Annotated in this window: 25 protein-coding genes; 13 read left to right on the forward strand and 12 right to left on the reverse strand. The window is 60.8% G+C overall.

The features are described from left to right. Positions 1–4 precede the first annotated feature (4 nt). The 7 genes from A6U98_RS28820 to A6U98_RS28850 all read left to right on the forward strand — a co-directional run bounded on the left by A6U98_RS28820 (position 5) and on the right by A6U98_RS28850 (position 7,180). The gene (locus tag A6U98_RS28820) at positions 5–1,468 is read left to right on the forward strand and encodes an aldehyde dehydrogenase (RefSeq protein ID WP_064654353.1); all 1,464 of its coding nucleotides are present in this window, start codon (positions 5–7) and stop codon (positions 1,466–1,468) included. Positions 1,469–1,473: 5 nt separating this feature from the next. Continuing rightward, positions 1,474–1,797: an NIPSNAP family protein gene (locus A6U98_RS28825; protein ID WP_003538302.1), complete on the forward strand. Its 324-nt coding sequence runs from the start codon at positions 1,474–1,476 to the stop codon at positions 1,795–1,797. A gap of 44 nt (positions 1,798–1,841) precedes the next feature. Continuing rightward, a complete protein-coding gene (locus A6U98_RS28830; protein WP_064654354.1) occupies positions 1,842–2,852 on the forward strand; it encodes an ABC transporter substrate-binding protein in 1,011 nt (336 codons plus the stop codon). Between the two features lie 112 nt (positions 2,853–2,964). Further along, the gene (locus A6U98_RS28835; protein WP_064654355.1) at positions 2,965–3,837 is read left to right on the forward strand and encodes an ABC transporter permease; all 873 of its coding nucleotides are present in this window, start codon (positions 2,965–2,967) and stop codon (positions 3,835–3,837) included. A gap of 1 nt (position 3,838) precedes the next feature. Then, positions 3,839–4,639 carry an ABC transporter permease gene (locus tag A6U98_RS28840; RefSeq protein ID WP_064654356.1) on the forward strand — a complete coding sequence of 267 codons (801 nt, stop codon included), beginning with the start codon at positions 3,839–3,841 and terminating at the stop codon, positions 4,637–4,639. Further along, positions 4,636–5,715, forward strand: coding sequence for an ABC transporter ATP-binding protein (locus tag A6U98_RS28845; protein ID WP_011654284.1), 1,080 nt, complete (start codon positions 4,636–4,638; stop codon positions 5,713–5,715). The genes A6U98_RS28840 and A6U98_RS28845 overlap by 4 nt, the downstream gene beginning before the upstream one ends. Before the next feature lie 10 nt (positions 5,716–5,725). Further along, on the forward strand, positions 5,726–7,180 hold the full coding sequence (locus tag A6U98_RS28850; protein WP_064654357.1) for an NAD-dependent succinate-semialdehyde dehydrogenase: 1,455 nt from the start codon (positions 5,726–5,728) through the stop codon (positions 7,178–7,180). A gap of 248 nt (positions 7,181–7,428) precedes the next feature. On the opposite strand, the gene A6U98_RS28855 is transcribed toward A6U98_RS28850, so the two are convergent. The 6 genes from A6U98_RS28855 to A6U98_RS28880 all read right to left on the reverse strand — a co-directional run bounded on the left by A6U98_RS28855 (position 7,429) and on the right by A6U98_RS28880 (position 13,214). Continuing rightward, positions 7,429–8,370 (reverse strand): phosphatase PAP2 family protein, encoded by a 942-nt coding sequence (locus A6U98_RS28855; protein ID WP_064654358.1) that lies wholly within the window; start codon positions 8,368–8,370, stop codon positions 7,429–7,431. Positions 8,371–8,511: 141 nt separating this feature from the next. Next, positions 8,512–8,868: a RidA family protein gene (locus A6U98_RS28860; RefSeq protein ID WP_064654359.1), complete on the reverse strand. Its 357-nt coding sequence runs from the start codon at positions 8,866–8,868 to the stop codon at positions 8,512–8,514. 17 nt (positions 8,869–8,885) lie between these two features. After that, positions 8,886–9,707: an ABC transporter permease gene (locus tag A6U98_RS28865; protein WP_064654360.1), complete on the reverse strand. Its 822-nt coding sequence runs from the start codon at positions 9,705–9,707 to the stop codon at positions 8,886–8,888. After that, on the reverse strand, positions 9,707–10,963 hold the full coding sequence (locus A6U98_RS28870) for an ABC transporter permease (protein ID WP_064654361.1): 1,257 nt from the start codon (positions 10,961–10,963) through the stop codon (positions 9,707–9,709). The genes A6U98_RS28865 and A6U98_RS28870 overlap by 1 nt, the downstream gene beginning before the upstream one ends. A gap of 69 nt (positions 10,964–11,032) precedes the next feature. Further along, on the reverse strand, positions 11,033–12,082 hold the full coding sequence (locus tag A6U98_RS28875; protein WP_064654362.1) for an ABC transporter substrate-binding protein: 1,050 nt from the start codon (positions 12,080–12,082) through the stop codon (positions 11,033–11,035). Between the two features lie 49 nt (positions 12,083–12,131). Beyond that, positions 12,132–13,214, reverse strand: coding sequence for an ABC transporter ATP-binding protein (locus tag A6U98_RS28880; RefSeq protein WP_064654363.1), 1,083 nt, complete (start codon positions 13,212–13,214; stop codon positions 12,132–12,134). 240 nt (positions 13,215–13,454) lie between these two features. On the opposite strand from A6U98_RS28880, the gene A6U98_RS28885 reads away from it, so the two are divergent. The 4 genes from A6U98_RS28885 to A6U98_RS28900 all read left to right on the forward strand — a co-directional run bounded on the left by A6U98_RS28885 (position 13,455) and on the right by A6U98_RS28900 (position 16,861). Further along, positions 13,455–14,852, forward strand: a complete 1,398-nt coding sequence (locus tag A6U98_RS28885) for a PLP-dependent aminotransferase family protein (protein WP_064654364.1) — start codon at positions 13,455–13,457, stop codon at positions 14,850–14,852. A gap of 3 nt (positions 14,853–14,855) precedes the next feature. Continuing rightward, a complete protein-coding gene (locus A6U98_RS28890; RefSeq protein ID WP_064654365.1) occupies positions 14,856–16,148 on the forward strand; it encodes an FAD-binding oxidoreductase in 1,293 nt (430 codons plus the stop codon). Between the two features lie 96 nt (positions 16,149–16,244). Continuing rightward, the gene (locus tag A6U98_RS28895; RefSeq protein ID WP_064654559.1) at positions 16,245–16,496 is read left to right on the forward strand and encodes a hypothetical protein; all 252 of its coding nucleotides are present in this window, start codon (positions 16,245–16,247) and stop codon (positions 16,494–16,496) included. A gap of 5 nt (positions 16,497–16,501) precedes the next feature. Continuing rightward, positions 16,502–16,861, forward strand: a complete 360-nt coding sequence (locus A6U98_RS28900; protein ID WP_064654561.1) for a type II toxin-antitoxin system RelE/ParE family toxin — start codon at positions 16,502–16,504, stop codon at positions 16,859–16,861. Between the two features lie 12 nt (positions 16,862–16,873). Here A6U98_RS28900 and A6U98_RS28905 read toward each other — a convergent pair whose 3' ends face one another. The 5 genes from A6U98_RS28905 to A6U98_RS28925 all read right to left on the reverse strand — a co-directional run bounded on the left by A6U98_RS28905 (position 16,874) and on the right by A6U98_RS28925 (position 23,267). Then, a complete protein-coding gene (locus A6U98_RS28905; protein ID WP_064654366.1) occupies positions 16,874–17,851 on the reverse strand; it encodes an ATP-binding cassette domain-containing protein in 978 nt (325 codons plus the stop codon). 4 nt (positions 17,852–17,855) lie between these two features. Further along, positions 17,856–18,683 (reverse strand): carbohydrate ABC transporter permease, encoded by an 828-nt coding sequence (locus tag A6U98_RS28910; RefSeq protein WP_064654367.1) that lies wholly within the window; start codon positions 18,681–18,683, stop codon positions 17,856–17,858. Next, on the reverse strand, positions 18,680–19,558 hold the full coding sequence (locus A6U98_RS28915; protein WP_064654368.1) for a sugar ABC transporter permease: 879 nt from the start codon (positions 19,556–19,558) through the stop codon (positions 18,680–18,682). The genes A6U98_RS28910 and A6U98_RS28915 overlap by 4 nt, the downstream gene beginning before the upstream one ends. Before the next feature lie 66 nt (positions 19,559–19,624). Then, positions 19,625–20,908, reverse strand: a complete 1,284-nt coding sequence (locus tag A6U98_RS28920; RefSeq protein ID WP_064654369.1) for an extracellular solute-binding protein — start codon at positions 20,906–20,908, stop codon at positions 19,625–19,627. Between the two features lie 37 nt (positions 20,909–20,945). Next, positions 20,946–23,267: an alpha-L-rhamnosidase gene (locus A6U98_RS28925; RefSeq protein ID WP_064654370.1), complete on the reverse strand. Its 2,322-nt coding sequence runs from the start codon at positions 23,265–23,267 to the stop codon at positions 20,946–20,948. Positions 23,268–23,407: 140 nt separating this feature from the next. Between A6U98_RS28925 and A6U98_RS28930 the strand changes: the two genes are divergently transcribed. After that, positions 23,408–24,466, forward strand: a complete 1,059-nt coding sequence (locus tag A6U98_RS28930; protein WP_064654371.1) for a LacI family DNA-binding transcriptional regulator — start codon at positions 23,408–23,410, stop codon at positions 24,464–24,466. Positions 24,467–24,507: 41 nt separating this feature from the next. On the opposite strand, the gene A6U98_RS28935 is transcribed toward A6U98_RS28930, so the two are convergent. Further along, complete coding sequence (locus A6U98_RS28935; RefSeq protein ID WP_064654372.1) at positions 24,508–25,524, reverse strand: LacI family DNA-binding transcriptional regulator; 1,017 nt, start codon at positions 25,522–25,524, stop codon at positions 24,508–24,510. A gap of 179 nt (positions 25,525–25,703) precedes the next feature. Here A6U98_RS28935 and A6U98_RS28940 point away from each other — a divergent pair, with 179 nt between their 5' ends. Beyond that, positions 25,704–26,951: a sugar ABC transporter substrate-binding protein gene (locus A6U98_RS28940; protein WP_064654373.1), complete on the forward strand. Its 1,248-nt coding sequence runs from the start codon at positions 25,704–25,706 to the stop codon at positions 26,949–26,951. Positions 26,952–26,970 lie beyond the last annotated feature (19 nt).

Raw genomic sequence — 26,970 nt, forward strand, 5'->3', positions numbered from 1 at the left:
GACCATGCGGCGTTTCCAGCACTACATCGATGGCGAATTTTCAGATGGCGAGGCCAGCTATCCGAGCATCGATCCAGCCTCCGGCGCGGTCTGGGCTGATATGCCCGAAGCGCGCGAAGGGGATGTCGATCGGGCTGTCAACGCGGCCGACAGGGCACTTTACGAAGGCCCCTGGTCGAAACTGACGGCCACCCAACGCGGCAAGCTGCTTTACAAGCTGGCCGACCTGGTTGCCGCCAACGCGCAGATCCTCGCTGAACTGGAGACACGCGACACCGGCAAGATCATCCGCGAGACATCTGCGCAGATCGCTTATGTCGCCGAATACTATCGCTACTATGCCGGCATCGCCGACAAGATCGAAGGCGCCTACCTGCCGATCGACAAGCCCGACATGGATGTCTGGCTTCGCCGCGAACCGATCGGCGTCGTTGCGATGGTCGTGCCGTGGAACAGCCAGCTCTTCCTGTCCGCGGTGAAGATTGGCCCGGCGCTCGCGGCCGGCTGCACGATGGTGGTCAAGGCCTCGGAAGACGGGCCGGCGCCGCTGCTCGAATTTGCACGGCTCGTGCACGAGGCAGGCTTTCCCGCCGGCGTCGTCAACATCATCACGGGTTTCGGCGCCTCCTGCGGCGCCGCCCTCGGCCGGCACCCGAAGGTCGCGCATGTCGCTTTTACCGGCGGCCCTGAAACCGCCCGGCACGTCGTTCGCAACTCGGCCGAAAACCTCGCCTCCACCTCGCTTGAACTTGGCGGCAAGTCGCCATTCATCGTCTTTGCCGATGCGGACCTCGAAAGTGCGGCCAATGCTCAGGTCGCGGGCATTTTCGCCGCGACAGGGCAGAGCTGCGTTGCCGGATCGCGCCTGATCGTCGAACGCAGCATCAAGGACAAGTTCGTCGCCCTGCTGCGTGAGAAGGCGGAGGCGATCCGGATCGGTGCTCCGCTCGATATGGCGACAGAAGTCGGCCCGCTTGCCACCAAGCGCCAGCAGGACAATATCGGCGCCCTCGTCGCCAAGTCGATTGAAAGCGGCGCCCGCCTCGTCACGGGCGGAAGCAAGATCGACGGCGACGGCTATTATTTCCCGCCGACGATTCTCGATTGCGACGATGTCGCCTCGCCGTCGCTGATCGAGGAATTCTTCGGACCGGTCCTGTCCGTCGTGTCGTTCGAGACCGAGGCCGAGGCGCTGCGGCTTGCCAACGATACCCGCTATGGCCTGGCTTCCGGCGTCTTCACCCGGAACCTGACCCGGGCGCACCGGCTGATGAAGGGGCTCCGTGCCGGGATCGTCTGGGTCAACACCTACCGTGCGGTCTCGCCGATCGCGCCGTTTGGCGGTTTCGGCCTGTCTGGCCATGGCAGGGAAGGCGGCATGGCCGCGGCTCTCGACTACACCCGCACCAAGACGATCTGGCTCAGGACATCGGACGATCCGATCCCCGATCCCTTCGTGATGAGGTAGTGCCGATGTTCTACGAGATCCGCACCTATCGACTGAAGAACGGCACGATCCCGCAATATCTCAAGGTCGTCGAGGAAGAGGGGATCGAGATCCAGAAGAGCCATCTTGGCACGCTCGTCGGCTACTTCTTTTCGGAGATCGGGACGATCAACGAAATCGTCCACATCTGGGCCTTTGCGAGCCTGGACGACCGGGAAGCGAGGCGCCAGAGGCTTTTGGCCGATCCCCGGTGGCAGGCCTTCCTGCCCAAGATCCGCGATCTCATCGAGGTGGCGGAAAACAAGATTATGAAGCCAGCCAACTTTTCTCCCAGGAGCGAGGCGCACTGACGGCATAAGGCATACAGGACAAACCAGAACAAGGATAAGGGAACATGAAAACAACATTTGCTTTCGCGGCGGTTGCCGCATTCGTGGCTGTGTCCGGACCGGCGCACGCTGACAACATGGTCTTCTCGAGCTGGGGAGGAACGACCCAGGACGCGCAGAAGGCAGCATGGGCGAGCCCGTTCACCGAGAAGACCGGTATCACCGTCGTACAGGACGGGCCGACGGACTACGGCAAGCTCAAGGCGATGGTCGAGGCCGGTCAGGTTACCTGGGACGTGGTCGACGTCGAAGGCGACTATGCCGCCCAGGCCGGCAAGAATGGCCAGCTCGAGAAACTCGATTTCTCCGTCATCGACAAGTCCAAGCTCGATCCGCGCTTCGTGACCGACTATTCGGTCGGCAGCTTCTATTATTCCTTCGTGATCGGCTGCAACGCCGATGCCGTCAGCGCCTGCCCGAAAACATGGGCGGACCTGTTCGACACGGCAAAGTTTCCGGGAAAGCGCACATTCTACAAGTGGTCGGCTCCCGGCGTGATCGAAGCGGCGCTGCTTGCCGACGGCGTGGCCGCCGACAAGCTCTATCCGCTTGATCTCGACCGCGCCTTCAAGAAGCTTGATACGATCAAATCGGATATCGTCTGGTGGTCGGGCGGCGCACAGTCGCAACAGCTTCTGGCATCCGCCGAGGCTCCCTTCGGCAGTGTCTGGAATGGCCGCATGACCGCGCTTGCGGCGAGCGGTATCAAGACCGAGACCTCATGGGAACAGAACATCACCGCTGCGGATTCGCTCGTCGTGCCGAAGGGTTCGCCGAACGTGGAAGCGGCGATGAAGTTCATTGCCATGGCGACCTCGGCCGAACCGCAGGCCGCCCTTGCAAAAGCCACCGGATATGCACCAATCAACGTTGACTCGGCCAAGCTGATGGATCCGGAGACGGCCAAGACCCTGCCGGATCAGCAGACGGCCAACCAGGTGAATGCCGACATGAATTACTGGGCGGACAATCGCGATGCCATCGGCGAGAAGTGGTACGCCTGGCAGGCGAAATAAACTGAAACTTGAGATGAACGGGCACGGCGAATGTTCGCAGTGCCTCCCGCGGCGTCGGTGCCCATTGTTGGACCTCGGCGCCTGCGGAAATTGACGGGTGGGAAGGACTGTCATGTCGACATTTAGCGATGCCTCCGGTGCAATTGCACCCCTGCCAAAGGCGCGCAGGGCAACAGGGTTTGGCGGGGTCCTTCCGGCTCTCGCCTTCGTGGCGATCTTTTTCATCGCGCCGGTGGCGGTGCTCTTGTTGCGAAGCGTGCTGGAACCCGTGCCGGGCCTTGGAAACTATGCACAGCTGATCGGGTCCGCTACCTATCTCAAGATTTTCGCCAACACCTTCATCGTCTCGGGTCTCGTCACGGTGATTTCGCTGCTGATCGGATTTCCCGTCGCCTGGGCGCTGGCAATCATGCCCGGGCGCCTGACCTCGGTGATCTTTGCAATCCTGCTCCTGTCGATGTGGACCAACTTGCTTGCCCGCACCTATGCCTGGATGGTGTTGCTGCAGCGGACGGGGCTCATCAACAAGATGCTGATCGGAATGGGGCTGATCGACAAACCCCTGGCATTGGTCAACAACCTGACCGGGGTGACGATCGGCATGACCTATATCATGCTGCCCTTCATCATCCTGCCGCTCTACGGCGTGATCAAGAAGATCGACCCGTCGACCCTGCAGGCGGCAGCACTTTGCGGCGCCAACCGGTGGCAGTGCCTGACCCGTGTTCTGCTGCCCTTGGCCATGCCGGGCATGGCGGCCGGTGCCCTCATGGTCTTCGTCATGTCGCTTGGTTATTTCGTCACGCCGTCGCTTCTCGGCGGCACCGCGAACATGATGCTCGCAGAGCTGATCGCGCAATTCGTGCAGTCGCTGGTCAACTGGGGCATGGGAGGTGCTGCGGCGCTGGTTCTGCTCGTGGTGACCCTGTCGCTTTATGCCGTGCAACTGCGCTTCGTCGGCAACCAGAACCCGGGAGGGCGTTGACATGTTGCTCAACTTCGACCGCCTCGGCTGGTGGAAATACATCCTGCTGACGATAACGGTTCTGACTGCAGCCTTTCTGCTGCTGCCGATCGTTTTTATCGCCGCGCTGTCCTTCGGCTCCTCGCAGTGGCTGATCTTTCCGCCGCCCGGCTGGACGCTTCAGTGGTACAGCGAGCTCTTTGCCGATCCGCGCTGGCTGGAATCGGCCTGGACGAGCTTCAAGATCGCGGTCATCGTGACGATCCTGTCGGTGCTGCTCGGGCTCGTGACCTCGTTCGGGCTGGTGCGCGGTTCGTTCCTGTTCCGCGATGCGCTGAAAGCGCTGTTCCTGACGCCGATGATCCTTCCCGTGGTGGTCCTTGCGGTCGCCCTCTATGCCTTCTTCCTGAGGATCGGCCTTGGCGGCACGTTGGTAGGCTTCGTCATTTCGCACCTCGTTCTCGCGCTGCCCTTCTCGATCCTCTCCATCTCAAGTGCGCTGGAGGGCTTCGACAAGTCGATCGAGGATGCGGCGGTTCTGTGCGGGGCCTCGCCTCTGGAAGCAAAGATCAGGGTCACCCTGCCTGCGATCAGCCATGGGCTGTTTTCGGCTGCCGTCTTCTCGTTCCTGACATCCTGGGACGAGGTGGTGGTGGCGATCTTCATGTCCAGCCCGACCCTGCAGACGCTGCCGGTAAAAGTATGGGCGACGCTGCGGCAAGATCTGACGCCGGTCGTCGCTGCGGCGTCGACCCTTCTCATCCTTTTGACGATCATCTTGATGGCGCTGGTTGCCGTCGTGCGTAAGGTACTGAAACAATGAAAGAACCATTCCTTCAGATCCGCGGAATACGAAAGGAATACGGCCCTGTCGTCGCCGTCCACGACGTCAATCTCGACGTTCGGCGTGGGGAGTTCCTGACCTTTCTCGGACCGTCCGGATCAGGGAAAAGCACCACCCTCTACATCCTGGCCGGTTTTGAAACTCCGACGAAAGGCGACATCACGCTGGAGGGCAAGACCCTGCTCGCCACGCCGTCGCACAAGCGCAACATCGGCATGGTGTTCCAGCGCTACACCCTGTTTCCGCACCTGACGGTGGGCGAAAACATCGCATTCCCGCTGAAGGTCCGGCGCAAGTCCAAAGCCGAGGTCGATAGCAAGGTGAAGGAGATGCTGCGTCTCGTCAGGCTCGAAGGCTTCGAGGATCGCAAGCCCGCACAAATGTCCGGCGGCCAGCAGCAGCGCGTCGCCCTTGCCAGAGCCCTTGCCTATGATCCGCCGGTGCTTCTGATGGACGAGCCGCTATCGGCGCTCGACAAGAAGCTGCGTGAGGAAATCCAGCATGAGATACGCCGGATCCACCAGCAGACCGAAGTGACGATCCTCTATGTCACGCACGACCAGGAGGAGGCGCTGCGGCTCTCCGACCGCATCGCCGTCTTTTCCAAGGGCGTCATCGATCAGATCGGCACGGGGCCGGAACTCTACGCCAATCCGCGGACCCGCTTCGTTGCCGAGTTCATCGGCGACAGCGACTTCATTTCATGCGACCTGCTGTCATCCTCCGATGGGCAGGCCACCATTTCGCTTGGCGGCGGGAGCGTCTTCAATCATATTCCGGTGCATGGAAAAGGAACCTCCGGGACGAGGGCGGCCCTGATGCTAAGGCCGGAACGTATTCGGTTGTCGCGAAACCAGGCAGCAGGAGCGGGTCTTGCCGCAACGGTCAGCGACATTACCTTCCTCGGCAACAATATTCACGTCTCGACCGAGACGGCGACGGGCGAGGCACTGGCGGTTCGCCTACCGTTTGGTCACGAGGCTATCGCGGGGCTCAGCCGTGGCGATATAGTCCATCTGAATTTCGATCCCGGTGCCGCTCACGTATTCTGTTGAAAGTTGTCATATGAAGCTCAATGATCCCTCGCTGTTCCGTCAGGCATGCCCCATCGCCGATCGCTGGATCGAAGCGGAAGGCCGCAAGGCGGCGACGGTCCGCAATCCGGCGACAGGCGAGCCGCTGGGAGTGGTCCCTGACCTCGGCGCCGCGGAAACGGAAGATGCGATCCGCGCCGCGGTCACCGCCCAGAAGCTTTGGGCGAAGAAGACCGCCGGGGAGCGCGCCGCCGTTCTGAAGGCATGGCACCGGCTGATGATCGAAAACCGCGACGATCTGGCGATGATCCTGACGCTGGAGCAGGGAAAACCCCTGGCCGAGGCCAAAGGGGAGATCACCTATGGTGCGAGCTTCATCGAATGGTTCGCCGAAGAGGCGAGACGCATCAACGGCGAGGTCGTACCGGGGCATCAGCCGGACAAGCGGATCCTCGTCCTGCGCCAGCCGGTAGGCGTGGTGGCGGCGATCACGCCCTGGAATTTTCCGAACGCGATGATCACCCGCAAGATCGGCCCCGCGCTTGCCGCCGGCTGTGCCGTCGTTCTCAAGCCGGCGCTGCAGACGCCATTCTCCGCCATCGCGATCGCCGTTCTCGCTGAGCGCGCCGGCCTGCCGCCGGGGCTTCTCAACATCGTCACGGGTGACGCAGCGGCAATTGGCGGGGCGCTGACGGCAAGCCGTGACGTTCGGGTCCTGACATTCACCGGCTCCACCCGGACGGGCGAGCTGCTTTACCGGCAATGCGCGCCGACGATCAAAAAGCTCGGTCTCGAACTTGGGGGCAATGCACCCTTCATCGTCTTCGATGACGCCGATCTCGACGCTGCCGTCGAAGGTGCGCTCATCGCCAAGTTCCGCAACAATGGCCAGACCTGCGTCTGCGCCAATCGGCTTTATGTCCAGGACGGCGTCTACGAGGCGTTTGCCGCCAAGCTCGCCGCGGCGGTTTCGGGCTTGAAGGTCGGCAACGGTCTCGACCGTGACGTCGTGCTTGGCCCGCTGATCGACGACAATGCCGTCGCCAAGGTCGAAAGCCATATCCGCGATGCCGTTGCAAAGGGTGCCGTGATCGTTTCAGGCGGCAAGCGCCACGCGCTTGGCGGCCATTTCTTCGAGCCGACGGTCCTGCGCGATGTCGCTGCCGGCATGCAGGTCGCTCGCGAGGAAACCTTCGGGCCGCTTGCACCGCTGTTTCGCTTTCGCGACGAAGAGGACGTCATCGAACAGGCAAATGACACCGAGTTCGGGCTTGCTTCGTATTTTTACGCCCGCGATCTGTCGCGGGTATTTCGCGTCGCCGAAGCGCTCGAATATGGGATGGTCGGCGTCAATACCGGTCTCGTCTCGACGGCTGAGGCTCCGTTCGGCGGTGTGAAAATGTCGGGTCTCGGCCGCGAAGGGTCGCGGCACGGATTGGACGAATATACCGAACTTAAATATGTATGCCTCGGCGGCATTGCCTGATCTGGTCGATGCTTGCGCTTTACAACGGGGCCGCGCGTCAAGCGCCATACCCGGTCTTGCACGATCAGCAGCGTCCCGCTGCTGGTTCGGGCCGCATCCGAACGCGAACCGTCGTCACAAGATCGCCCCAAGAGCCAGCAACCGCCGGATCTGATCGGTATCCTTCGTCTGTCGTGCGAACTGCGAAAAGCAGCTCCGCCGTGTTGTCATCTCACCTCACTGCGATAGAGGAGAAAAATACACGACCATTAGATCTGTTGCGCGTTTCCCTGAAATTGGCTGCGATAGAATTGAACGCTGCCGCTACGCGAAATATACAGCACCGATGCTATGCTGAAACCCGCAACACCGATTCCAGCAACCAAATCGACGACATAGTGTCCGCCTTCGGTGATGGCGGCCAGCAGCATTAGCGCATTTAAGAAAATCATCGGAAATCGTATCCATCGTATTGTCCATGCGCCCCAACTGCACAACACAGCTACCGCCGCATGGACCGACGGAAACGAGATGATGCCGCTTGCATGCTCCAATTGGAGGACAAAATTTGGGTCATTTCTGACGGCTACAATTTGTGGCACGTATTCGACGCCGAGTATGCCATTGATGTTTTTGAGATCGCCGGGGCGGAGGGAAAAATCTGTGTAGGTTCCGAGCGCTGGATACCAAATGGTGATGATACTCGCGATGACGCAAATGAGGCCATATGTCCCCACCACCTGATACGCGCGAGAGCGATGACCGCACAGGCTTAGCACCACTGGAAGGAATAAAAGCTGATAGTGGAATGTTTGATATGCCAGCATCAGTGACTTTGCGGGCAGCGGATGCGCGTCGAAAAAGGAAATCAAACTCAACCAGTCGATGCCAAGAAGGCGATCCAGTTGGAGAAGCTGTTGATCCTGCAGGGGCAGCTTCAGGGCAAAAGCAACGTAGGTAGACACGACAAGCGGGCTTGTGAGCAATAGGCCCATGCCAGTGCACTCAACAATGCAGAGCAGTGACGGGATTCCGCGCCAATGGCACAGGAGGCCGAAGCCCAAGAGAAAAATCAGGGCGACCGTGCTTAGCTGCGTGAAGCCTCTTGGATCCACCGACAGGCCAACGAGCCAAGCCAGTATCGGAACAATCGCATAGGCACATCCGGTTAGGCCTATCAAAAAGGCTCGCGCTCTGGATGTCTCGGACATGGGATAGCCCCTTAACGTGTCCGTGACCTATTATCAATCACAGGTTAAAGTTTAGTGGATTTTGTGTCCGTTTGTTGCCAATTTTGAAAGCGTCAGTCTTTATCATACCCGCGCTGGCAAGATGACGACAGGCGCGGACCGTCAGCTCCCGACCGCTGCGATCATGCCGATCTCGACAGTGAATTCCGGTCCGGCGAGCCTTGCTTCAACCGTGGCGCGCGCCGGCGCATGGCCTGAAGGTACCCAGGCGTCCCAGACGGCATTCATGTCTTCGAACCTGGACATATCAGCAAGCCAGATCGAAGCGCTGAGAATCCGTGTCGGATCGCTGCCTGCGTCTTCCAGAAGCCCAGTGATCCGCGCCAGGATGTTGGTCGTCTGTTCGCGGACGGATGCGCCCGGTGCGTCGATTGCGACCTGACCCGCGAGAAAGACAAAGCCGCCATAGGTCACGGCCTGGCTCATCCTTTTTCCGGTTTCGTAGCGTTCGATCTGCATGTTTAAACCCCCTTCAATCAATCCCTATGCGCAATCTTCTGACGTTCGGCGCGTCGCTGTAGCCATTGGATCGTGGCGAGGAACAGCGTCGAAAACAGGATGAGGAGCGTGGCGACGGCGGCGATCGTCGGGCTCAGCGTTTCGCGCACGCCGCTCCACATCTGGCGCGGCAGCGTGCGCTCCTCGGAGCCGGCGATGAAGAGTGCGATCACCACTTCGTCGAAGGACGTCACGAAGGCGAAGAGCGCGCCGGACGCCACACCCGGCGCAATGACGGGCAGCATGATGCGCAACGTCGCTTCGACCGGAGCTGCGCCGAGACTGGATGCCGCCCGCATCAGATTGTGATCGAAGCTTGCGAGCGTCGCGGTCACGGTGATCACCACGAAGGGGGCGCCGATCGCCGTATGCGCCAGCACCAGCCCGGTCAGGCTGTTGAGCAGCCCGACGGCGGCGAAGGCATAATAGATGCCGACCGCCGAAACGATGACCGGCACGATCATCGGTGAAATCAGAATGGCGGTCAGCGTTGCACGCGCCGGGCAGGAGGGCCGGCTGAGGCCGATCGCGGCAAGCGTGCCGAGGAAGGTCGAAAGAAGCGTGGAGAAGACGGCGACGACGATGCTGTTTTTCAGCGCCAGCTGCCAGACGTTGGAATCGAAGAATTCGCGATACCACCGGAGCGACAGGCCGGGCATGGGATAGGTGAAGAACGGCTCGGCATTGAAGGAGAGCGGCACGATCGCCACGATCGGCGCGATCAGAAAGAGGATCACGAGGCCACCCACCAGCCACAGAAGGATCGAAAACAGCCGCGGGAAAGAAAGGAAGTTCGTCATCAGCCTATCCTCAGCCGGTCGATACCGACGATGCGATTGTAGACGGCGTAGAGGATCAGCACCGCCACCAGCAGGATCGTGCTCAAAGCCGCCGCCATGCCCCAGTTCGTGACCTGATTGGAGTAATAGGCGATGAAATAGCTCACCATCTGGTCTCCCGGCCCGCCGACCAAAGCCGGCGTGATGTAATAGCCAAGCGCCAGGATGAAGACGAGCAGCCCGCCGGCGCTGACGCCAGGCATGCTCATTGGCAGGTATATGCGCAAGAAGGCCGATACCGGCGGCGCGCCAAGCGACGAGGCAGCACGCAGATAGACCGGGGGTATGCTCTTCATGACGCTGTAGATCGGCAGCACCATGAAGGGCAGCAGAATATGGGTCATGGCAATCAGCACGCCGACGCGATTGTAGATCAGGTCGAGGGGATGCGCGGGATCGACCAGGCCCAACCAGATGAGCGCCGAGTTGATCACACCGCGTCCCTGCAGCAGGACGACCCAGGCGCTGGTGCGGACCAGAAGCGAGGTCCAGAACGGCAGGAGCACCAGGATCAGCAGCGTATTGGCAACCGCGCCTTTCGACCGGGCGATCAGGGCAGCGAGGGGATAGCCGAGGAACAGGCAGATCACGGTCACTGAAGCGCTGACGACGAATGTGCGGATCAGGACATCGACATGCACCGCATTCTCCGCCGAGACCCTGCCGATGGCGCCTGAGGCGTCGCGCTCCAAGTCGAGCGAGGCGAGCAGGTAATAGTCGGTGAAGGGCGGTGACGCATTCTTGATGAGCGTCCAGTAGTGCGGGGTCTCCCACTTGGGATCGATGGCAACGAAGGCGGCCTTGTAGGGCGGCTTCGCGTCGCGGATCGTGCGCGCGGTTTTCAAGAGCATGGAGCGCATGCCCGTCTCGTAATAGTTGAGACGCTTGGCCACCTCGGCGATCTGGTCGCGCGGCGATTGTTTCAGATCGGTGGCAAAGGCAGCAAACAGTGCTTCGTCGGGCGGGGATTTTTCATCCCAGCCGGAAAGGGCCGACATCGTGTAGGGCAGGGCGGCAGAAGCCGCCCGGTTGTCGACCGCGCGTGTCAACAACAGGGCAATGGGCAGGACGAAGACGAGCAGCAGGAAGATCAGCAGAGGCGCGACCAGCAGCAGCGCTCTCAGCTGCGCCTTGCTTTTCGCACTGCCGAGACTTTTCACCCGCGTGCGTGCGGCAATCATCGAGCCGTCGCCTTCATTCATTGTCGCGATCACCATCGCTCATGCCTTCCTGCGGTAGAGAAAGGGGCGGACGAAGCCAGGGGGACACTCGTCCGACCGAAGAGGTTACTGTGCGAGCCACTTGTTGAAGCGTTCGGTCAACTCCTCATCATGGTCTGCCCAGAACTCGGAGGAGACGACAAAGGCGGTCTTCGTGTTCTCCGGCGCGGTCGGCAGATCGACGAGAATATCCGCCGGAACCTTGGCGATGGCCGCTTTCATGGTCGGGCCATAGGAGATGTATTTGGACTGCTGCGCCATCACGTCGGGATTGACGGTGAAGGCGACGAATTTGTCCGCCAGTTCCTTGTTCTTCGAGCCTTTCGGCTCGGCCCAGAGATTGAAGTCCATTCCCTGGCCGTCCCAGACGATCTTGAAGTTCTTGCCGCTGTTCTTGACGGCATCGTAGATGCGGCCGTTCCATGCCGTGGTCATCACGACTTCGCCGTCAGCGAGAAGCTGCGGCGGCTGTGCGCCTGCCGTCCACCAGACCTTCACATCCTTCTTGATCGTGTCGAGCTTCTTGAAGGCGCGGTCGACGCCCTCCGGCGTCCCGAGCACGTCGTAGACCTCGGCGGGTTTGACGCCGTCGGCAATCAGCGCGAATTCCAGCGTGGTCTTCGGCGACTTGCGCAAGGCGCGCGGCCCGGGGAACTTGGCCGTATCGAACAGATCGGCCATGGTCGTTGGCCCGCCATTCGGGAACTTGGCGGCATCATAGGCATAGATGGTGCCGAAGACGATCGTCGCGACGGCGCAATCCATCGCAGCGCCGTCGATGAAGGCGTCCTTGCCGCCGAGCTTCGAGTAGTCGATCGTTTCAAGCCAACCTTCGTCGCAGCCTTGCAGCGCATGGCTGGGTTCGACATCGACGACATCCCAGGTCACCTGGCCGGTTTCGACCATGCCCTTCAGCTTGGCGGTCGAGCCGTCCCATTCATCCTGGAGAATCTTGGTGCCGGTTTCCTTGGCGAAGGGCTTGAGAAAGGCCTCCTCCTGGCTCTTCGTATAGGCGCCGCCCCAGGATGTGACGGTCAGCGTATCCTCGGCAAATGCGGTTCCTGCGACGGCAAGAGTTATGACGGAACTGAGAAGCATGCAGTGTAAACGCATCATGGTGGTTCCCCTTTTTTGTAGCTGCGTTTGCGAAAGAATGAATGTCCGGTCAGGAGAGCGCGAGCGCGCGGCAATCCTCCGGTGCCCAGCCGATGACGGCAGTGGAGCCTAGCGATTGAACCGGAATGTCCTGAGCCGCGGCAACTTTGATGAAGATGTCGTGACAGCCGCAGGCCGAGACGCGCAACCTGACGTGGTCGCCGTGATAGATGATTTCCTTGAGCGTCGCGGTGAACCGGTTGGGAATCTCGGTGGCGGGCGCCAGCTGAATCCGCTCGGGCCGCAACACCAGCGTTGCCCGCGCGCCTTCCTTCAATCCTTCTCCGGCATGGCCGGTAATGATCGAACCATCGGGCGCGCGAATTCGGCAGACCGCATTTTCGATCGCGACGACTTCGCCTGATATCGCATTGTTCTCACCGATAAAGGTTGCGACGAAGGGGTTTGCCGGCGTCTCGTAGAGCGCATGCGGTGGCGCGATCTGCTGAAGGATGCCGTCATTGAACACGCCGACTCGATCCGACATGGTCAGCGCCTCGCTCTGGTCGTGGGTGACGTAGACGACGTTGATGCCGAGGCGGGCATGCAGGTGCTTGATTTCGAGCTGCATATGTTCGCGAAGCTGCTTGTCGAGCGCACCGAGTGGCTCGTCCATAAGCACGAGCTGCGGCTCGAAGACGAGAGCCCGGGCGAGCGCGATGCGCTGCTGTTGTCCGCCGGAAAGCTGGTTGGGTCGCCGCGTTTCGAAACTCGCCATGCGCACCATGTCGAGGGCGCGGCGCACCCGCTCGGTGATCTCAGCCTTGCCGAGCCGGCGCATTTTCAGCGGGAAAGCGACATTCTCGCCAACGGTCATATGCGGGAACAGCGCGTAATTCTGGAAGACGACACCGATATTGCGGCGATGCGGCGGGACACTGTCGATCCTGTTGTCGGCAAGAGTGATCGTCCCGTCGGTCGGCGCCTCGAAACCGGCCAGCATCATCAGCGTCGTGGTCTTGCCGGATCCGGAAGGGCCGAGAAGGGTCAGAAACTCGCCTTTGGCGACCTCGAGGTCCAGGCCGCGCACGACATAGCTGACGCCGTCATAGGATTTACGCACGCCCTCGAAAGCAATGAAGCGCTCACTCATGAAGTCCTCCTGTTTGCATCGGCCGGGTCCCTGCCTCTTTGTCTCGATGCTAGGTCATATTGTCTCGGTCTATTTCTGCTTGTCAAGCCACACAAATAATTTTGTGTGGCGGCAGCGGCAGGGTCTCGAAAACACAGGGAAAGCGTGCTATGTCGCACGAAAGCAAGCTGAATCGTAGCGTCTCGGGGATTGATACGCGCGTCCGGCCTATGGAATTTATGCCGCTGTTACAGGAATTGTATGTCTGAAAGATCGGAAGTGACCCGGACAAATCAGGAGCGGGAAACGCGGACACCGGCCTATCTGGAGCTCGCAAACGAGCTCGAGGCGAGGATCCGCTCGGGCGCCTTGCCCCCCGGCAGCCAGCTCCCACCGCAGCGCGACCTCGCGCGGGAGCGGTCGCTCAACGTATCCACAGTCACGCGCGCCTACCGCGAATTGCAAAACCTCAACCTTGTGATGGGCAGCACCCGGCGCGGCACGATCGTCATCGGCGACGGCGCCATGCCGCGGGTTGACCGGGCAGCGAGCCCGGCCGGTATCATCGATCTGACGGTCAACCGGCCGGCCGTCGACGATTTCCAGCAGCGCCTCGCCCAATCCCTGCCCGACCTTTCATCGGACCGGCGCTTCCGCCAGATGCAGGAGTATCAACCGCCGGAAGGTCCTGCCTGGGCGCGCCACGCCGCGAGAAAATGGATATCGCTCAACGGCTTCGATCCGTCCGAAGACGATATCGTCGTCACCAGTGGCGCCCAGCATGCTTTGCTGGCGGTGATCAGCAGTCTGATAGAGCCCGGTGACACTATCGTCTGCGATCGGCTGACCTATTATGGCCTGATCGCGCTTGCCCAGATGTTCCGCTTCCGCATCATCGGCATCGGAAGTGACGATCAGGGCATGTCGGCGGCGGAGCTGGACGATATCTGCGGCCGGGAGAGCGTGCGCGCGGTCTTCACGGTTCCTTCGATGCACAATCCGACCGTCGTCACCATGAGCGAGGCTCGCCGGCGGGAATTGGTCGACGTCGCGGAAAAGCACGATCTCGTCATCATCGAGGACGATGTCTATGGACCGATGCTCGGGAGCCGCGCAAACGCGCTGATCACGCTTGCTCCAACCAGAACCTACCATATATCAGCACTCTCCAAGGCGCTGGCGCCAGGTCTGCGCGTCGGCTATCTCTTGTGCCCGCCCGGCCGGGCGCTGCTGTCTGCCGAGGCGGTCCGCACAACCGCCTGGATGCCCTCTCCACTGCCGCTGCTGCTAGCGACCCGCTGGCTGGAGGACGGCACGGCCGAAGCGATCCTGAAGGCCCAGCTTACGGAGCTGCGCGCGCGCTATGCGATCGTCACGACAATCCTTGCCGGCCATTCCTTCTCCGCCGATCCGCGCTGCATGTTTTTATGGCTGAGGCTGCCGGCGCCATGGCGGTGCGAGGATTTTGCCGCCAATCTGCGCGCCCATGGCGTTGCCGTCATGGCCGCCACCGCCTTTGCCTGTGACCGCCAGCCGGTCGAGCATGCGGTCCGCGTCAATGTCGGCTGCGCATCGTCGCGGGACGAACTTGCAACGGCGCTGCGCATCATTGCCGCCACGCTGAACGATCGCCCCCGCGCTCTGGCAGGCCTGGTCTAGCCGATGAACAAGCCGCTGCCGGAGCTTCAGCCCTTGCCCGACGCCGAGCGCCGGCATTTGGCCGTGGTCGGTGCCGGACTGGTCGGCCTCTGCACGGCCCTCTGGCTGCAAAGAATGGGGCACCGGGTCACGATCATCGATCCGGCGCCGCCCTTGGGCGATGCATCCTACAGGCAGGCCTGTTCCTACGGAAATGCCTGCACCTTTGCCCCGCACGGCGTCGTTCCCGTCGCGACGTCAGGCGTTATCTGGCGTGTGCCGGGAATGCTGCTCAATCCGCTTGGTCCGCTTGCGATCGTCTGGAGATACCTGCCGCACCTGGTCCCTTGGCTGCGCGCCTTCCTGGCATCGAGCACGAAAGCAGAGGTCGAGCGGATCGCCGGCACCCTGGCAGCGCTGCTTTCCCACGCCGATACCGCCTGGCAACCGCTTGTGATGCAGGCAGGCGCCGAAGGGCTGAAGCGGCATGACGGCTGCCTGTATCTTTACAAGAGCGAAGCGCAATTCCGGACGGCTGACGCCGAAAACGCGCTGCGTGAGCGTCATGGCGTCGCCATGGACCCGCTGGAGCGGGCCGATATCCAGAACATGGAGCCTCATCTTGCGCCGCTTTACCACAAGGGCGTGCTGTTCCGTGACGCCTATGTGTTTTCCAGTCCCAAGCAGCTCGCCTTCGCGCTCGCCCAGGCTGTTATAAACGGCAATGGGGAGATCGTCCGCGGCGAAGTCTCGGGGATCGAGCCGCGTGACAATGGCATCTGCCTGCGGATCGCGGATACGGAATTCCTTGCGGACCATGCGGTCGTCGCCGCCGGCGCCCATTCACGCAAGCTTACGGCATCGATAGGCGATCGCGTCCTGCTCGACACCGAGCGCGGTTATCATGTCCTGTTCCCGCAAGCGGGCCATCTGCTGTCGCGCCCGGTCTGCTATCCCGAACACGGCTTCTACATGGTGCCGATGGCAGATGGATTGCGCGCGGCCGGAACCGTCGAACTCGGCGGCCTTGCCCCTCCTTTGAACCCCAGGCGGACTGCGATGATCCGTGACGGCGTGAAAATGCTCCTCCCGGCAGCCGGACAGGGCAGCGACGAGTGGCTGGGTTTTCGCCCGTCCATGCCGGATTCACTTCCGGTGATCGGCAGCTCCCGGCACTTGCCCCGCGTCACCTATGCCTTCGGCCACGGCCATCTCGGTCTGACGCTGTCGGCTCTGACCGGCTATCTCGTTTCCCAACTGGTCGCGGGACTGGCCCCGGCTGTCGATCTGGCGCCCCTGCGTCCCGATCGGTTCTGAGCCGGTGATGTGCTCAGGGTGAAATCAGATATGATGAATATTGACAATATATGCTACGCCGCCAATGATAAAGGGCGGAACGAAAGAGATATGCCGATGGCATCGGGTAGCATTCATGTGAAGGTCAGCGGGCAGTTGCAGGATCATATCCAGCAGCAGATCGGCGATGACGGCCTCTATGAAAACGCCAGTGAATATATCCGCGCTCTGATCCGGCGAGATTTGCAGACGCGTGATGAGGCGTGGGATATGCTGCAAAAGGAGCTTGCGCCTGCGATGAGGGCCGATGACAGCGAATTTGTCGCCGTTTCGGCTGAAGACGTCCTCCGCCGTAACAAGCGCCGATAACCATGGTGGTGGCCTATCGATTTTATCCGCGCGCCGATGCCGCGCAGGACAAGATTTGGCGCGATACGGTTGAGGCGTGGGGAGAAAAGCAGGCGGACGCCTATATTCTCGGGCTGCACGCCTATTTGCAGCGTTTATGCGAGGATCGGCTGATCTGGCGACAGCTTCCGCAACGTCTGGCGGTCCCGGCAGACATCAAGCGTTCTGCCTATTTCGGTCGCTACGAGCATCACTATGTGTTCTTTCGGGAGCTTAAGAGCGGTGATCTTGGTGTCATGAGCATTCTTCATGAACGCATGGATCTCCCGGTCCGGCTCAAAGAGGACTTGGCGGCGCTCTCAAACAAACAACCGCAACAAGGCTAATCCTCTCCACCCTCAAAACCGATGCTCCGCTCCCTCGACCGGATTTGCCCAGACCGTCATTCCAGGCGCAAACGGCGTCTCGCCTTCGGCGCGCACCACCATCTCGCCGAGTTCGGGGACGTCGAGGTAGAGGATCGCGTCGGCGCCAAGCCGCTCGAGATGCCGGATCCTGCCCTGCCATTGCCCGACACTTTTCGAAAGCCTGATATGCTCAGGGCGGATGCCATAGGTCGTGCAGTTCAATCGCCGCGCTGTCTCGCCGCCATAGAGGTTCATCTTCGGGCTGCCGATGAAGCCGGCGACGAATGGTGTTGCGGGATTGCGGTAGAGTTCCATCGGGCTGCCGATCTGTTCGACCGCGCCGCCCTTCAGGACAACGATCTTGTCCGCCATCGTCATCGCTTCGACCTGGTCGTGGGTGACATAGATCATCGTCGATTTCAGGCGGGCGTGCAGATCGGCGATCTCAAGGCGCATCTGGGCTCTGAGCGAAGCATCGAGATTGGAGAGCGGCTCGTCGAACAGGAAGACCTTGGGATCGCGGATGATCGCGCGGCCGATGGCGACGCGCTGCCTCTGGCCGCCGGAGAGTGCTTTCGGCTTTCTCTCCAGCAGTTGGGTGAGCTGCAGCGTTTCAGCCGTCGCCGCGACCTTGGCGGCGATTTCCGCCTTTGGGCGGCGGGCGAGTGAAAGGCCGAAGCCGATATTCTCGGCCACGGTCATGTGCGGGTAGAGCGCGTAGCTCTGGAACACCATGGCAATGCCACGCTCGGAGGGTTCGGCATAGGTCACGTCCTTGCCGCCGATGGTCAGCGAGCCTGAGGTCGTCTCCTCCAGGCCGGCGATGATCCGCAGCAGCGTCGATTTTCCGCATCCCGACGGGCCGACGAAAACGACGAACTCGCCGGAGGCAACCTCCAGATCGATTCCCTTGATGACTTCAAGGGCGCCAAAACTCTTGCGAACTTGCTTGAGAGTGAGCTCAGCCATTCGGTTACCCTTTTACTGCGCCGGCCGTCATGCCGGCGACGATCTGCCGGTTGAAGAAGATGAAGACGATCAGCGGCGGGATCGTCACGAGGAGGATATTCATGAAGAGCAGATTGTACTGACTCGTATACATGCTCTGGAAATTATAGAGCGTCAGCTGCACGGTCACGTTCTCCTTGCCGGGAAGATAGTAGAGAGGGTTGGTGAAATCGTTGAAGATCGCAATCGATTGGACGACGATGTTGGTGACGGTCACCGGCTTCAAGAGCGGCAGGATCACTCTGAAGAAAATCTGTCGGGGTTTGGCACCATCGATCAGCGCCGCCTCGTCGAGGTCGCGTGGTATGGTCGAAATGAACGACCGGTAGAGCAATGTCGAGAAGGAGAGATTATAGGCGACCTGGATCAGGATCATCCCGGTCATGGTCTTGAAGAGACCGATCTCTTGCAAGAGGCCGATGGTGGGCACGACGGCCGGCGGCATCATTAGACCCATGAACAGGGCAATGGAAGCCACCCTGTTCCAGACGGTCTTGCGGCGCTGCATCACATAGCCGACCATTGCCGACAGCAGGATCAGGATCGTGACGGAGACGACGGTGATCAGCGTGGAGTTGAAATAGGCAAGCGCGAGCTGGTAGTCGCGCGCCTTGAAGACGGCGATCAGATTATCCCAGAGCAGCCAATGCTCGGGCAATTCGAAATCGAGGCGAGAGGCTTCGGATTTCGATTTGACTGCCTGGAGAGCGACGAAAACGAAAGGCATGACGAAGATGACGACCGCCACCGCAAGGGCTATCGCGCCGGTCACGTAAGGGCGGGTGCTTCTCATTCCTCGACCTCGCGCCGGTTGAACCACAGGGTGAATGGCAGGATGATTACGGCGATCAGCGCGAACAGGATGACGTTTCCGGCCGTCGACAGACCGTAGAAGCCCGCCTGATACTGTTTGTAGATGACCGAGGCGATCACATCGGAGGAGAAACCAGGCCCGCCGCGGGTCATGGCCCATATCAGATCGAAGGATCGAAGCCCGCCGATCAGCGACAATGTTACCACGATGACGGTGGCAGGACGCACGAGCGGCAGGGTGATCCGGAAAAATTGCTGGAGACGCGTGGCCCCGTCGATCCTCGCCGCCTCATAATAGTCGGGGCTGATCGCGGCAAGCCCGGCGATGAAGATCAGGGTGGCGAGGCCGACTCCCTTCCAGACATCGACCAAAGCCACCGAAAAAAGCGCCAGCGCCGGATTGGTCAGCCATCCCGGGCCGGGAACGCCGAGCGTCTCGAGCGTGACATTGATAATGCCCCTGGTCGGATGCATCATCACCGTGAAGGTGATGCCGATGCCGATCGTCGAGACCAGGACGGGAAAGAAGACCAGCGTGCGCAGGAAGCCGCGGGCGAAGATATTGCTCGTCAGGAGCACGGCAAGCAGCAGCCCGCAGACCGTCTTTAGGCCGGATGTCGTCACGGCATAGATCAGTGTGTTGACCAGTCCCTTGACCAGGAATGGTTCGGAAAAGAACTGCTGAAAATTTTCGAGTCCGATGAATTCGGCGGTCGACAGATCCCAGCGGGTGAGGCTGAACCAGAGAGAGGATACCGTGGGAACCAGAAACAGCACGCCGTAGATGATTGCGGCCGGAATGAAAAACCACAGCGGGTAGGGCGATTTGCGCGAGCGGGGGCGTGTCTCTGTCATGACTACCTCTTCGATCGGGTGGAACCTCGCCCCTTTAGGAGCGAGGCTAACTGACCCGAAAGACCGCTACCAGTTGGGCAGACCGAGTTGCTTGGCCTGCTTGCGCACGTCGTCGTCATAAAGTTTTGCCGCGTCGGCCGGCTGGCGAATACCGGAGCCGACTTCGACGGTGATCTGCTCGAGAGCCGGTCCCTTGATCGGCGACACGAATTCCAGCGCCGGGGTCGTCTTGTCCTTGGCCTCGAAATAGGGGAGCATGTCCTTTATCGCAGGCGGTACGCTGGCTGGCAGGTCGCAGCCGTCGATCAGGGAAGGCCCCTGAACGGCATTGGTTTCCACCATGATCTTGCAGGCCTCGACGCTTCCGGCGAAATCGACGAATTTCCGCGCTTCCTCGGCGTGCTGGCTGGTCAACGGAATGTAAAGAGCTGGCGGCATCCAGACCGTCAAGCCGTTGGTTGCGGCGTCGTCGCTCGGCTGCGCGAAAAAGCCGACATCGTTGAGGTTTTCTGGATAATTCTGTTTAAGCGCGCCGACCGCGAAGCTCAGCATCGGATAATGCGCTGCCTCGCCGGTTGCCACCATTCTCAAGCCATCGTCGTAGCTTGCCGCGCCAAAATCTTCGTTCATCAGGCCGGCGTCGTGAACGTCCTTCAGCCGTTCGAAGCCCTTCAAGGCTGCGGGCGTCTCTGCATATTTTGCCTTGTTGGCGGTATAGTCTGCGGCGAAGTTCGGCACGGCCGCGTGCAGGTTGTAATAGTCCGCCAGAACGAACAGCTGTGAGGTCCAGGTATCGCGATAGGTCTGCGCCACGGCGACCTTGCCTGATGCTTTGACCTTAGCGTTGTTCGCCATGAAGTCCGCCCATGTCTTCGGGACGGAGAGGCCGAGGTCCTGGTAGATTTTCCTGTTGTAGAGGATGCCGCCCGCCATCGCCGTGCCGAAGGGAACGCCATAGATCTTGCCATCGGCACGGACGACCGATTTGAAACCTTCGTCGACCTTCGCTTGCGACGACAGGCCGCTCAGATCGACAAGCGTCTGTGTCGGCTTCAGCGCCTGTAGCAGCGAGCCGGAATTGTAGAGAAACACATCGGACATCTCCCCCGTTGCCAGGCGTGTCTTGACGATGTTGTCGCCTTCGCCGCCACCGGCCCGCGGCTCGATTTCGATCGTCACGTCAGGCGCCTTTGCCTGATAGGCGGCAACCAGTGCCTCGGCTGCCGCGACGGTGTCCGGGTTGTTGTCGATCAGGAATGACAGCGTGGTGTCTGCATGCGACGGGCCAGCCGCGACCAGTGCCAAAAGCGCGGAGGCACCCGCAAGAATGAGTTTTATGCGATGTGTCATGACGTTCCTCCTCTGAACGGTGTGACGTGTATGCTCCTCAAGAATTGGGTAGGGAAAAGACCAGCTGGTGCGTCCCGGAGGGAAGAATGGCTTCCTCGACAACAGGCTCTCCGTTGAGCGACGGGTTTTGATGCCGTTTTCCGGGCCGGAACCGGCCGATGCAGCCCTCCGGAAGGGTCAGCACATAGGTGACCTTGTTGCCGTCGCACTGCCAGCCGGCCTCGATGCGTCCCTGGCCGATATCATGATAGGCCGAAACCGGCGAAAGGGACGGAATCGGCGCGGGATCGACGATCACCTCGGCAAATCCGGGTGCGCTCGGGCTCGGCGAAATTCCGGCGACGCTTTCGAACAGCCACTGGCAGACAGCGCCATAGGCATAGTGGTTGTAGCTGTTCATATCTGGTTCGTAGATGGTGCCGTCAGGCGCCATGGAATCCCAACGCTCCCAGATCGTCGTCGCCCCCTTCGACACCTGGTAGAGCCAGCCCGGCACATCCTCCTGCAGGAAAACCTTTTCGGCAAGGTCGTCCATGCCGAGCTTCGTCAGCGCCGGCAGCAGGGCGGGAGTGCCGATGAAACCGGTGCCGATCTTGTAGTCGGCATCGATGATCACCTGCCGGAAATGCTGCTGTGCGGCTTGCGTGTGCTCCACCGGTATCAGGTCGTGGAGGAAGGCCAGGGCATAGGACGTCTGGTCGTTGTGTGCGAGCCGTCCTGCCGGCGTGATGAACTCGTTGGCGAATGTCCGCCGGATCTCGTTTGCGCGCTGTTTCATCTTCTCTTCAAGCGCATGCTCGCCGAGAGTGGCTGCGATCCTTGCCAGAAGGTCGGTCGAGATGAAGTGGTAAAGCGTGGCCGCGCAGTCGTCTGCGATCGTCGGACGAGGCTTTCGATTGTCGCCGACCGGCTGCAGCCAGTCGCCGAAGGTGAAGCCGCGGTCGCCCCAGCGCGACGGCGGACGCACGAGCGGACCATCCGAGATCGACCAGACGAAATCGACCCAGCGCACCATGGAATCCAGGCACTCCGACAGGACGGCCCGGTCGCCGTAATGGGTATGGAGTACCCAGGGGATGACGACGATCGCGTCGCCCCAGCCGGTCGAGCCGGCATAGCCCGGGAAATTGGCCGGATGCAAGCGCGTCGGATCCGGTGAAAAGTGCGAGACTGCGCCGTCCTCGCGCTGATCAGCCATCACATCCCGCAGATACTTCCTCAGAAACGATTGGCTGTCGCTCAGCCAGCATGCGGTTGCGGCAAACACCTGGGCGTCGCCCGTCCAGCCGAGGCGCTCGTCGCGCTGCGGGCAATCGGTCGGCACTTCGACGAAATTGGCGCGCTGCGACCAGATGGTATTCTCGACGAGGCGATTGACCAGCGCATTGCCCGAGGTGAAACCGCCGGCAGGCTCGGGCACCGACGAGATCGGGATGGACGCGATTGCGAGGATCTTCGCATCGCCCTTGATCGTCACCCTGGCATAACGGAAGCCGTGAAAGGTGAAATGCGGCGCGTAGGTCTCGTCGCCGTCTCCCCGCATGGTGTAGACGGTGTGCGCGGCAGCCGTGCGATAGTTGCGATTGTCGAAATGACGGTCGGGACCGAGAACTTCCGAATGCTCCACCCGGACTTCGGTGCCGGCAGTGCCGCGGACCGTGTATCTGATGTAGCCGCCGGCATTCTGGCCGAAATCATAGATCGTCCTGCCCTCATTGTCGGTCCAGCTTTCGACCGCGGCGAGTGGCCGCAATTCGCGCACCGCAGCAGTTTCATGCGCGACGAGCAGTTCTCTGTCGAACGGCAATCTCTCGGTGCCGTGGGTCTCGAGGTAGTTTTCCTGGCGGGCATCATAGATTTCGCCGAAGTAGATTCCAGACTTCAGGATCGGCAGAACGCCGCTTCGCCATGTGGTGTCAGTGGAAAGAACGGTGCCATCCGGTCCGATCAGATCCGCAATGGCGCCGATCCTGTCGCCCCAGCAATTCGGGATCGCCTGGGCGCCCCACATCAAAGGCGACCGATACCATCCGTCAGCAAGCCAGATCTCGATCCGGTTGATCCCCGGCTTGATCAGGTTCGAGACGTCGTATCGCTGATAGGCAAGGCGATCGTCGTAGTTCGTCCAGCCGGGTGTCAACAGGTCGCTGCCGACACGAACGCCGTTGATGAAGCAGCGATAAAGGCCAAGTGCTGATATAAAGAGCTCGAGGGGAAGCTTAGCGCCATCATGCTCGAAAGTCTTGGAGACGAAGCTTGCGGCCGTTCCCTGACCGCCATCCGATAGCGGCGCGATCATGTCCCCAGACCAGACGCGCGAAACGAGGTTGCCGCTGATGGCTGCCGGCTGAAAGTTCATCAAGTCCTCCCGACGAGTTGTAGAACGTTCTCCATATAACGTTCTACATCTTCTTCGGAAGTGCAATAGAATTTTCGTTACCAGTCTGCCATGGTGATTCTGCGGGCGATGTTGACGACCCGCAGCAAGCCAGAGATTTCATGTCAATCGAAGACAAACAAAAGCCGCAACGAAACGATCGCGTGACGATCCGGACCGTGGCAACTCACGCAGGCGTATCGGTTGCAGCGGTTTCCAAGGTGATGCGAAATGCCTATGGCGTCAGTGATGCGCTGCGCGCAAGGGTGACTGATTCCATCGAAGCACTTGCCTATCGCCCCTCGCGGGCAGCTAGAGGGCTGCGTGGCCGGAGTTTCACCATCGGAGTGCTCCTGATCGATATCCGCAATCCTTTCCTTCCGGAGGTGATTGCCGGCGTGAACGGGGTGCTGGCGCCCTCGCATTACCAGGCGATGATCGGCGTCAGCGATGCGCGCGTGCAGCTGGAGACGTCGCTGATCGAATCGATGATCGACTACAAGATGGACGGCCTTATCCTCGTTGCGCCGCGTCTGCCCTCGGAGATCCTCGCAAAGTTCGCAGTCCAGATACCGATCGTCGCGGTCGGTTACCATGATGCCAGCGCTACGGCCTTCGATACCGTCAATGCCGACGATCAGCGCGGAGCGGAGATCGCCGTCGAAGCGCTTCTTGCCTGCGGCTATCGCGACATCGAAATGCTGAGCCTTGGCGAGCGCCAGGGGCACGCGGTCTCCGTCGTACGCCAGCGTGAGATCGGGTTTCGCCGGGCGATGCAGCGTGGCGGCCTCGGCTCCTCGCCAGCGATCGGCAAAATTCCCATTGCTTCGCCGAAGCGGGAAGAGGCGATGCGAAAATTCCTATCGAGGAAGGACAGGCCGCGCGCCGTATTCTGCTGGAGCGATCTCGACGCGATCACCCTTCTGAGCCTGGCTATGGAAATGGGCGTGCGCGTGCCCGACGATCTCGCCGTCATCGGATACGACAATTCCCCGACCGCAGCACTCGGCCTCGTCAATCTCGCAAGCATCGATCAGTCGGGCAGGGAACTCGGTCAGGTCGCAACCCGGGCCCTCATTTCCAGAATAGAAGGCCGCACCGCTTCCGAGCATATTTTCCAGATACCGTCGCTGGTCAGCCGCAACAGCCTGACCCGTTCAGGCAATTCCACAGATAGATAATAGGGACGGCGGCGCCGTGTCTCTGTTCGTTGCCGTCGTTTTCAGTCGGATTGAAGGGGGCTGCCGCAAGACTGCCGCACGACTAGGCGGCACGGCAATCTGGTGATGCCGGCAGGGGCCGGTTCACCCTTGGAGAGGCTGAGGATTGCCAGGCCGGCGCGATGGCCCAGTTCCTTCAACTCCATGTCGATGGTGGTCAGCGGCGGGCGCGTTTGCCGTGCGACGACCTCCCAATTGTCGAAGCCGACCACGGCGACATCCGTCGGAATCTCCACATCAAGGTCGCGCAGCGCGTCGATGACGCCACGGGCGATCTCGTCGCTGCCGCAGAAGATGGCGTCGGGCTTTGCGCCGGGCCGGGCAAACACCGTCTGAACGGCCTCGTGACCCCATTCCTCCGACCAGTCGCCGAACATCGCTTCGGCACCGTCACCGCAGGCGTCGAGATAGGATTGGGCACGGATACGAGCGGCCAGATAATCCCGCGGCCCGGTGATGTGGAGGATCCGCGATCGACCGAGCTCTTTCAGGTGATCGACGGCGAGGCGGGCGCCCTGTTCGTCATCGGGAAAGAAGGTGACGCTGTCAGCCGGACCCTCGGCAAAGACGTAGACGACGGGTATCGGCAAGCGGGACAGCTGGACTGGCGGCGTGAGATCGAGGCGGGTCGCGGTGAATATGATACCGTCGACCTGCCGGTCGAGAAGCGCCTCCAGATGCAGCTGGGCGAGCCTTGGATCATTGTTGGTGGCGCATAGGAAGACGGAGACGCCGTGATCGACCAGTACCTCCGATACCCCTGCCGCCATCGGCAGCGTCAGTCGCCCATAGGTGTCGTTCGTCAGCATGCCGATCGCATGGCTTCGCTTGCTCAGCAACCCACGAGCGAGTGCATTAGGCCGAAATCCGATCTCCTCCGCCACGCGCCGAACCCGCTCGCGCGTCTCGGCATTCGTCCGGCCGGTGCCGTTCAGTGCGTTTGACGCCGTCGAAATGCTGACGCCCGCAGCCTTTGCCACGTCATAAATCGTCCGTCTGCGATCGCCCGTATTCTTCAAGATCTACCTCGTGTTCGATCCATGATAAAAGCTTTTAGCAGAAAAAAATGAGCTGTTAAAAGGTTTTATCAATCGCACATCAGATTTATGCACACAGACTGTCGACATCAAAAAATTTCTGATCTAACGTTCATTTCGTCCGATGGCCTTGGGCCTGAACGAGAAAAAGGGGAACAAGCATGCTTCGACTGAAAACGACGATCACCGCTCTTGCACTGCTGGCAAGCTCTTCTCTCGCCAGCGCCGAAGAAATCACCCTATGGGTGCGCACGTCGTCCGGCGCCGTCCTTCAGGGCCTAGCCGACAAATACAACGCCTCCCACTCCGACAAGGTCAATGTCACCCAGATCACGGCCGAGCAGATGGTGCCGAAACTGGGTGCCGCGATTGCGGGCAGCGCGGCTCCTGACGGTGCCGTGCTCGATCTGATCTATCTCCCGACCTTTGCCGCCGCGGACGGTCTCGAGGATATCTCCGACTTCGTGAAGGGCCTGCCGTATTCCGCGGCCATGAGCCCGTCGCACATCCGTCTTGCCACCTATGACGGCAAGATCTACGGCGTGCCGGCCCTGCCGGATGCCTCGATCATTGCTTATAATACCGATCTGTTCACCAAGGCCGGCCTTGATCCGAACAAGGCGCCGGCATCGATGGAGGAGATTGCCGCCGACGCTAAGAAGATCGCCGCGCTCGGCAACGAGACCTATGGCTTCTATTTCGTCGCCAATTCGGGAAGCTGGTTGATCTACGACTTCCTGCCGCATCTGTGGGCCGCCAATGCCGATGTGCTGAGTGATGACGGCCGCAGCGCCACGGTCGATACGCCGGCGCTGCGTGAGACCATCGCTGCTTATCGCGATATGTGGAAGGCCGGTGCGATCCATCCGACCTCGCGTTCCGGCAACGGCAACAATGCCGTCGAGGCCTTCGCCTCGGGCAAGGTCGGCATCCTGATGACCGGCTCCTACATCGTCAATCTGCTGACCAGCAAATATCCCGACGTGAAATTCGCCGTCGCACCGATCCCCGGGCCGAAGGGCGGTGGATCGAGCTTTGCCGGCGGCGATACGCTTTCCCTGATCAAGGGCATCAGCGAAGAGAAGAAGAAAGTCGCGCTCGACTTCGTCAATTTCTACATGCAGCCCGAGCAGCAGGTCTACATCACCCAGGAATCGGGGATGCCGTCGCGCACCGACCTCGCAGCGGAAGCCTATGCGAAGTTCGACCAGCGCAATCTCGTCGCCTACAATATCCTCGCCAAGGCGCGCACGCCCTACACATTTTCGTCCGACGAACTCTTCGTCAGCCGCACCGGACCCTTCCTCAATCTGATCCAGGGCACGATCTTCGGTGACGACGTCGACGGAACGATCGCCAAGACGCAGGCCGACTTCACCCGTATCCTCGAACGCACCAATCCGAACTAAGCCGACACGTTTCGGCAGG

Origin of the sequence: Rhizobium sp. WYCCWR10014 (assembly GCF_001657485.1) — a bacterium.
In the GTDB taxonomy this organism is placed as follows: Bacteria; Pseudomonadota; Alphaproteobacteria; order Rhizobiales; family Rhizobiaceae; genus Rhizobium.

What these genes read in the sequence shown, in the direction of transcription:
- A6U98_RS28820 (WP_064654353.1), top strand. Translation starts at nt 5, where the DNA reads ATGCGGCGTTTCCAGCACTACATCGATGGCGAATTTTCAGATGGCGAG.
- A6U98_RS28825 (WP_003538302.1), top strand. Translation starts at nt 1,474, where the DNA reads ATGTTCTACGAGATCCGCACCTATCGACTGAAGAACGGCACGATCCCG.
- A6U98_RS28830 (WP_064654354.1), top strand. Translation starts at nt 1,842, where the DNA reads ATGAAAACAACATTTGCTTTCGCGGCGGTTGCCGCATTCGTGGCTGTG.
- A6U98_RS28835 (WP_064654355.1), top strand. Translation starts at nt 2,965, where the DNA reads ATGTCGACATTTAGCGATGCCTCCGGTGCAATTGCACCCCTGCCAAAG.
- A6U98_RS28840 (WP_064654356.1), top strand. Translation starts at nt 3,839, where the DNA reads ATGTTGCTCAACTTCGACCGCCTCGGCTGGTGGAAATACATCCTGCTG.
- A6U98_RS28845 (WP_011654284.1), top strand. Translation starts at nt 4,636, where the DNA reads ATGAAAGAACCATTCCTTCAGATCCGCGGAATACGAAAGGAATACGGC.
- A6U98_RS28850 (WP_064654357.1), top strand. Translation starts at nt 5,726, where the DNA reads ATGAAGCTCAATGATCCCTCGCTGTTCCGTCAGGCATGCCCCATCGCC.
- A6U98_RS28855 (WP_064654358.1), bottom strand. Translation starts at nt 8,370, where the DNA reads ATGTCCGAGACATCCAGAGCGCGAGCCTTTTTGATAGGCCTAACCGGA.
- A6U98_RS28860 (WP_064654359.1), bottom strand. Translation starts at nt 8,868, where the DNA reads ATGCAGATCGAACGCTACGAAACCGGAAAAAGGATGAGCCAGGCCGTG.
- A6U98_RS28865 (WP_064654360.1), bottom strand. Translation starts at nt 9,707, where the DNA reads ATGACGAACTTCCTTTCTTTCCCGCGGCTGTTTTCGATCCTTCTGTGG.
- A6U98_RS28870 (WP_064654361.1), bottom strand. Translation starts at nt 10,963, where the DNA reads ATGGTGATCGCGACAATGAATGAAGGCGACGGCTCGATGATTGCCGCA.
- A6U98_RS28875 (WP_064654362.1), bottom strand. Translation starts at nt 12,082, where the DNA reads ATGATGCGTTTACACTGCATGCTTCTCAGTTCCGTCATAACTCTTGCC.
- A6U98_RS28880 (WP_064654363.1), bottom strand. Translation starts at nt 13,214, where the DNA reads ATGAGTGAGCGCTTCATTGCTTTCGAGGGCGTGCGTAAATCCTATGAC.
- A6U98_RS28885 (WP_064654364.1), top strand. Translation starts at nt 13,455, where the DNA reads ATGTCTGAAAGATCGGAAGTGACCCGGACAAATCAGGAGCGGGAAACG.
- A6U98_RS28890 (WP_064654365.1), top strand. Translation starts at nt 14,856, where the DNA reads ATGAACAAGCCGCTGCCGGAGCTTCAGCCCTTGCCCGACGCCGAGCGC.
- A6U98_RS28895 (WP_064654559.1), top strand. Translation starts at nt 16,245, where the DNA reads ATGGCATCGGGTAGCATTCATGTGAAGGTCAGCGGGCAGTTGCAGGAT.
- A6U98_RS28905 (WP_064654366.1), bottom strand. Translation starts at nt 17,851, where the DNA reads ATGGCTGAGCTCACTCTCAAGCAAGTTCGCAAGAGTTTTGGCGCCCTT.
- A6U98_RS28910 (WP_064654367.1), bottom strand. Translation starts at nt 18,683, where the DNA reads ATGAGAAGCACCCGCCCTTACGTGACCGGCGCGATAGCCCTTGCGGTG.
- A6U98_RS28915 (WP_064654368.1), bottom strand. Translation starts at nt 19,558, where the DNA reads ATGACAGAGACACGCCCCCGCTCGCGCAAATCGCCCTACCCGCTGTGG.
- A6U98_RS28920 (WP_064654369.1), bottom strand. Translation starts at nt 20,908, where the DNA reads ATGACACATCGCATAAAACTCATTCTTGCGGGTGCCTCCGCGCTTTTG.
- A6U98_RS28925 (WP_064654370.1), bottom strand. Translation starts at nt 23,267, where the DNA reads ATGAACTTTCAGCCGGCAGCCATCAGCGGCAACCTCGTTTCGCGCGTC.
- A6U98_RS28930 (WP_064654371.1), top strand. Translation starts at nt 23,408, where the DNA reads ATGTCAATCGAAGACAAACAAAAGCCGCAACGAAACGATCGCGTGACG.
- A6U98_RS28940 (WP_064654373.1), top strand. Translation starts at nt 25,704, where the DNA reads ATGCTTCGACTGAAAACGACGATCACCGCTCTTGCACTGCTGGCAAGC.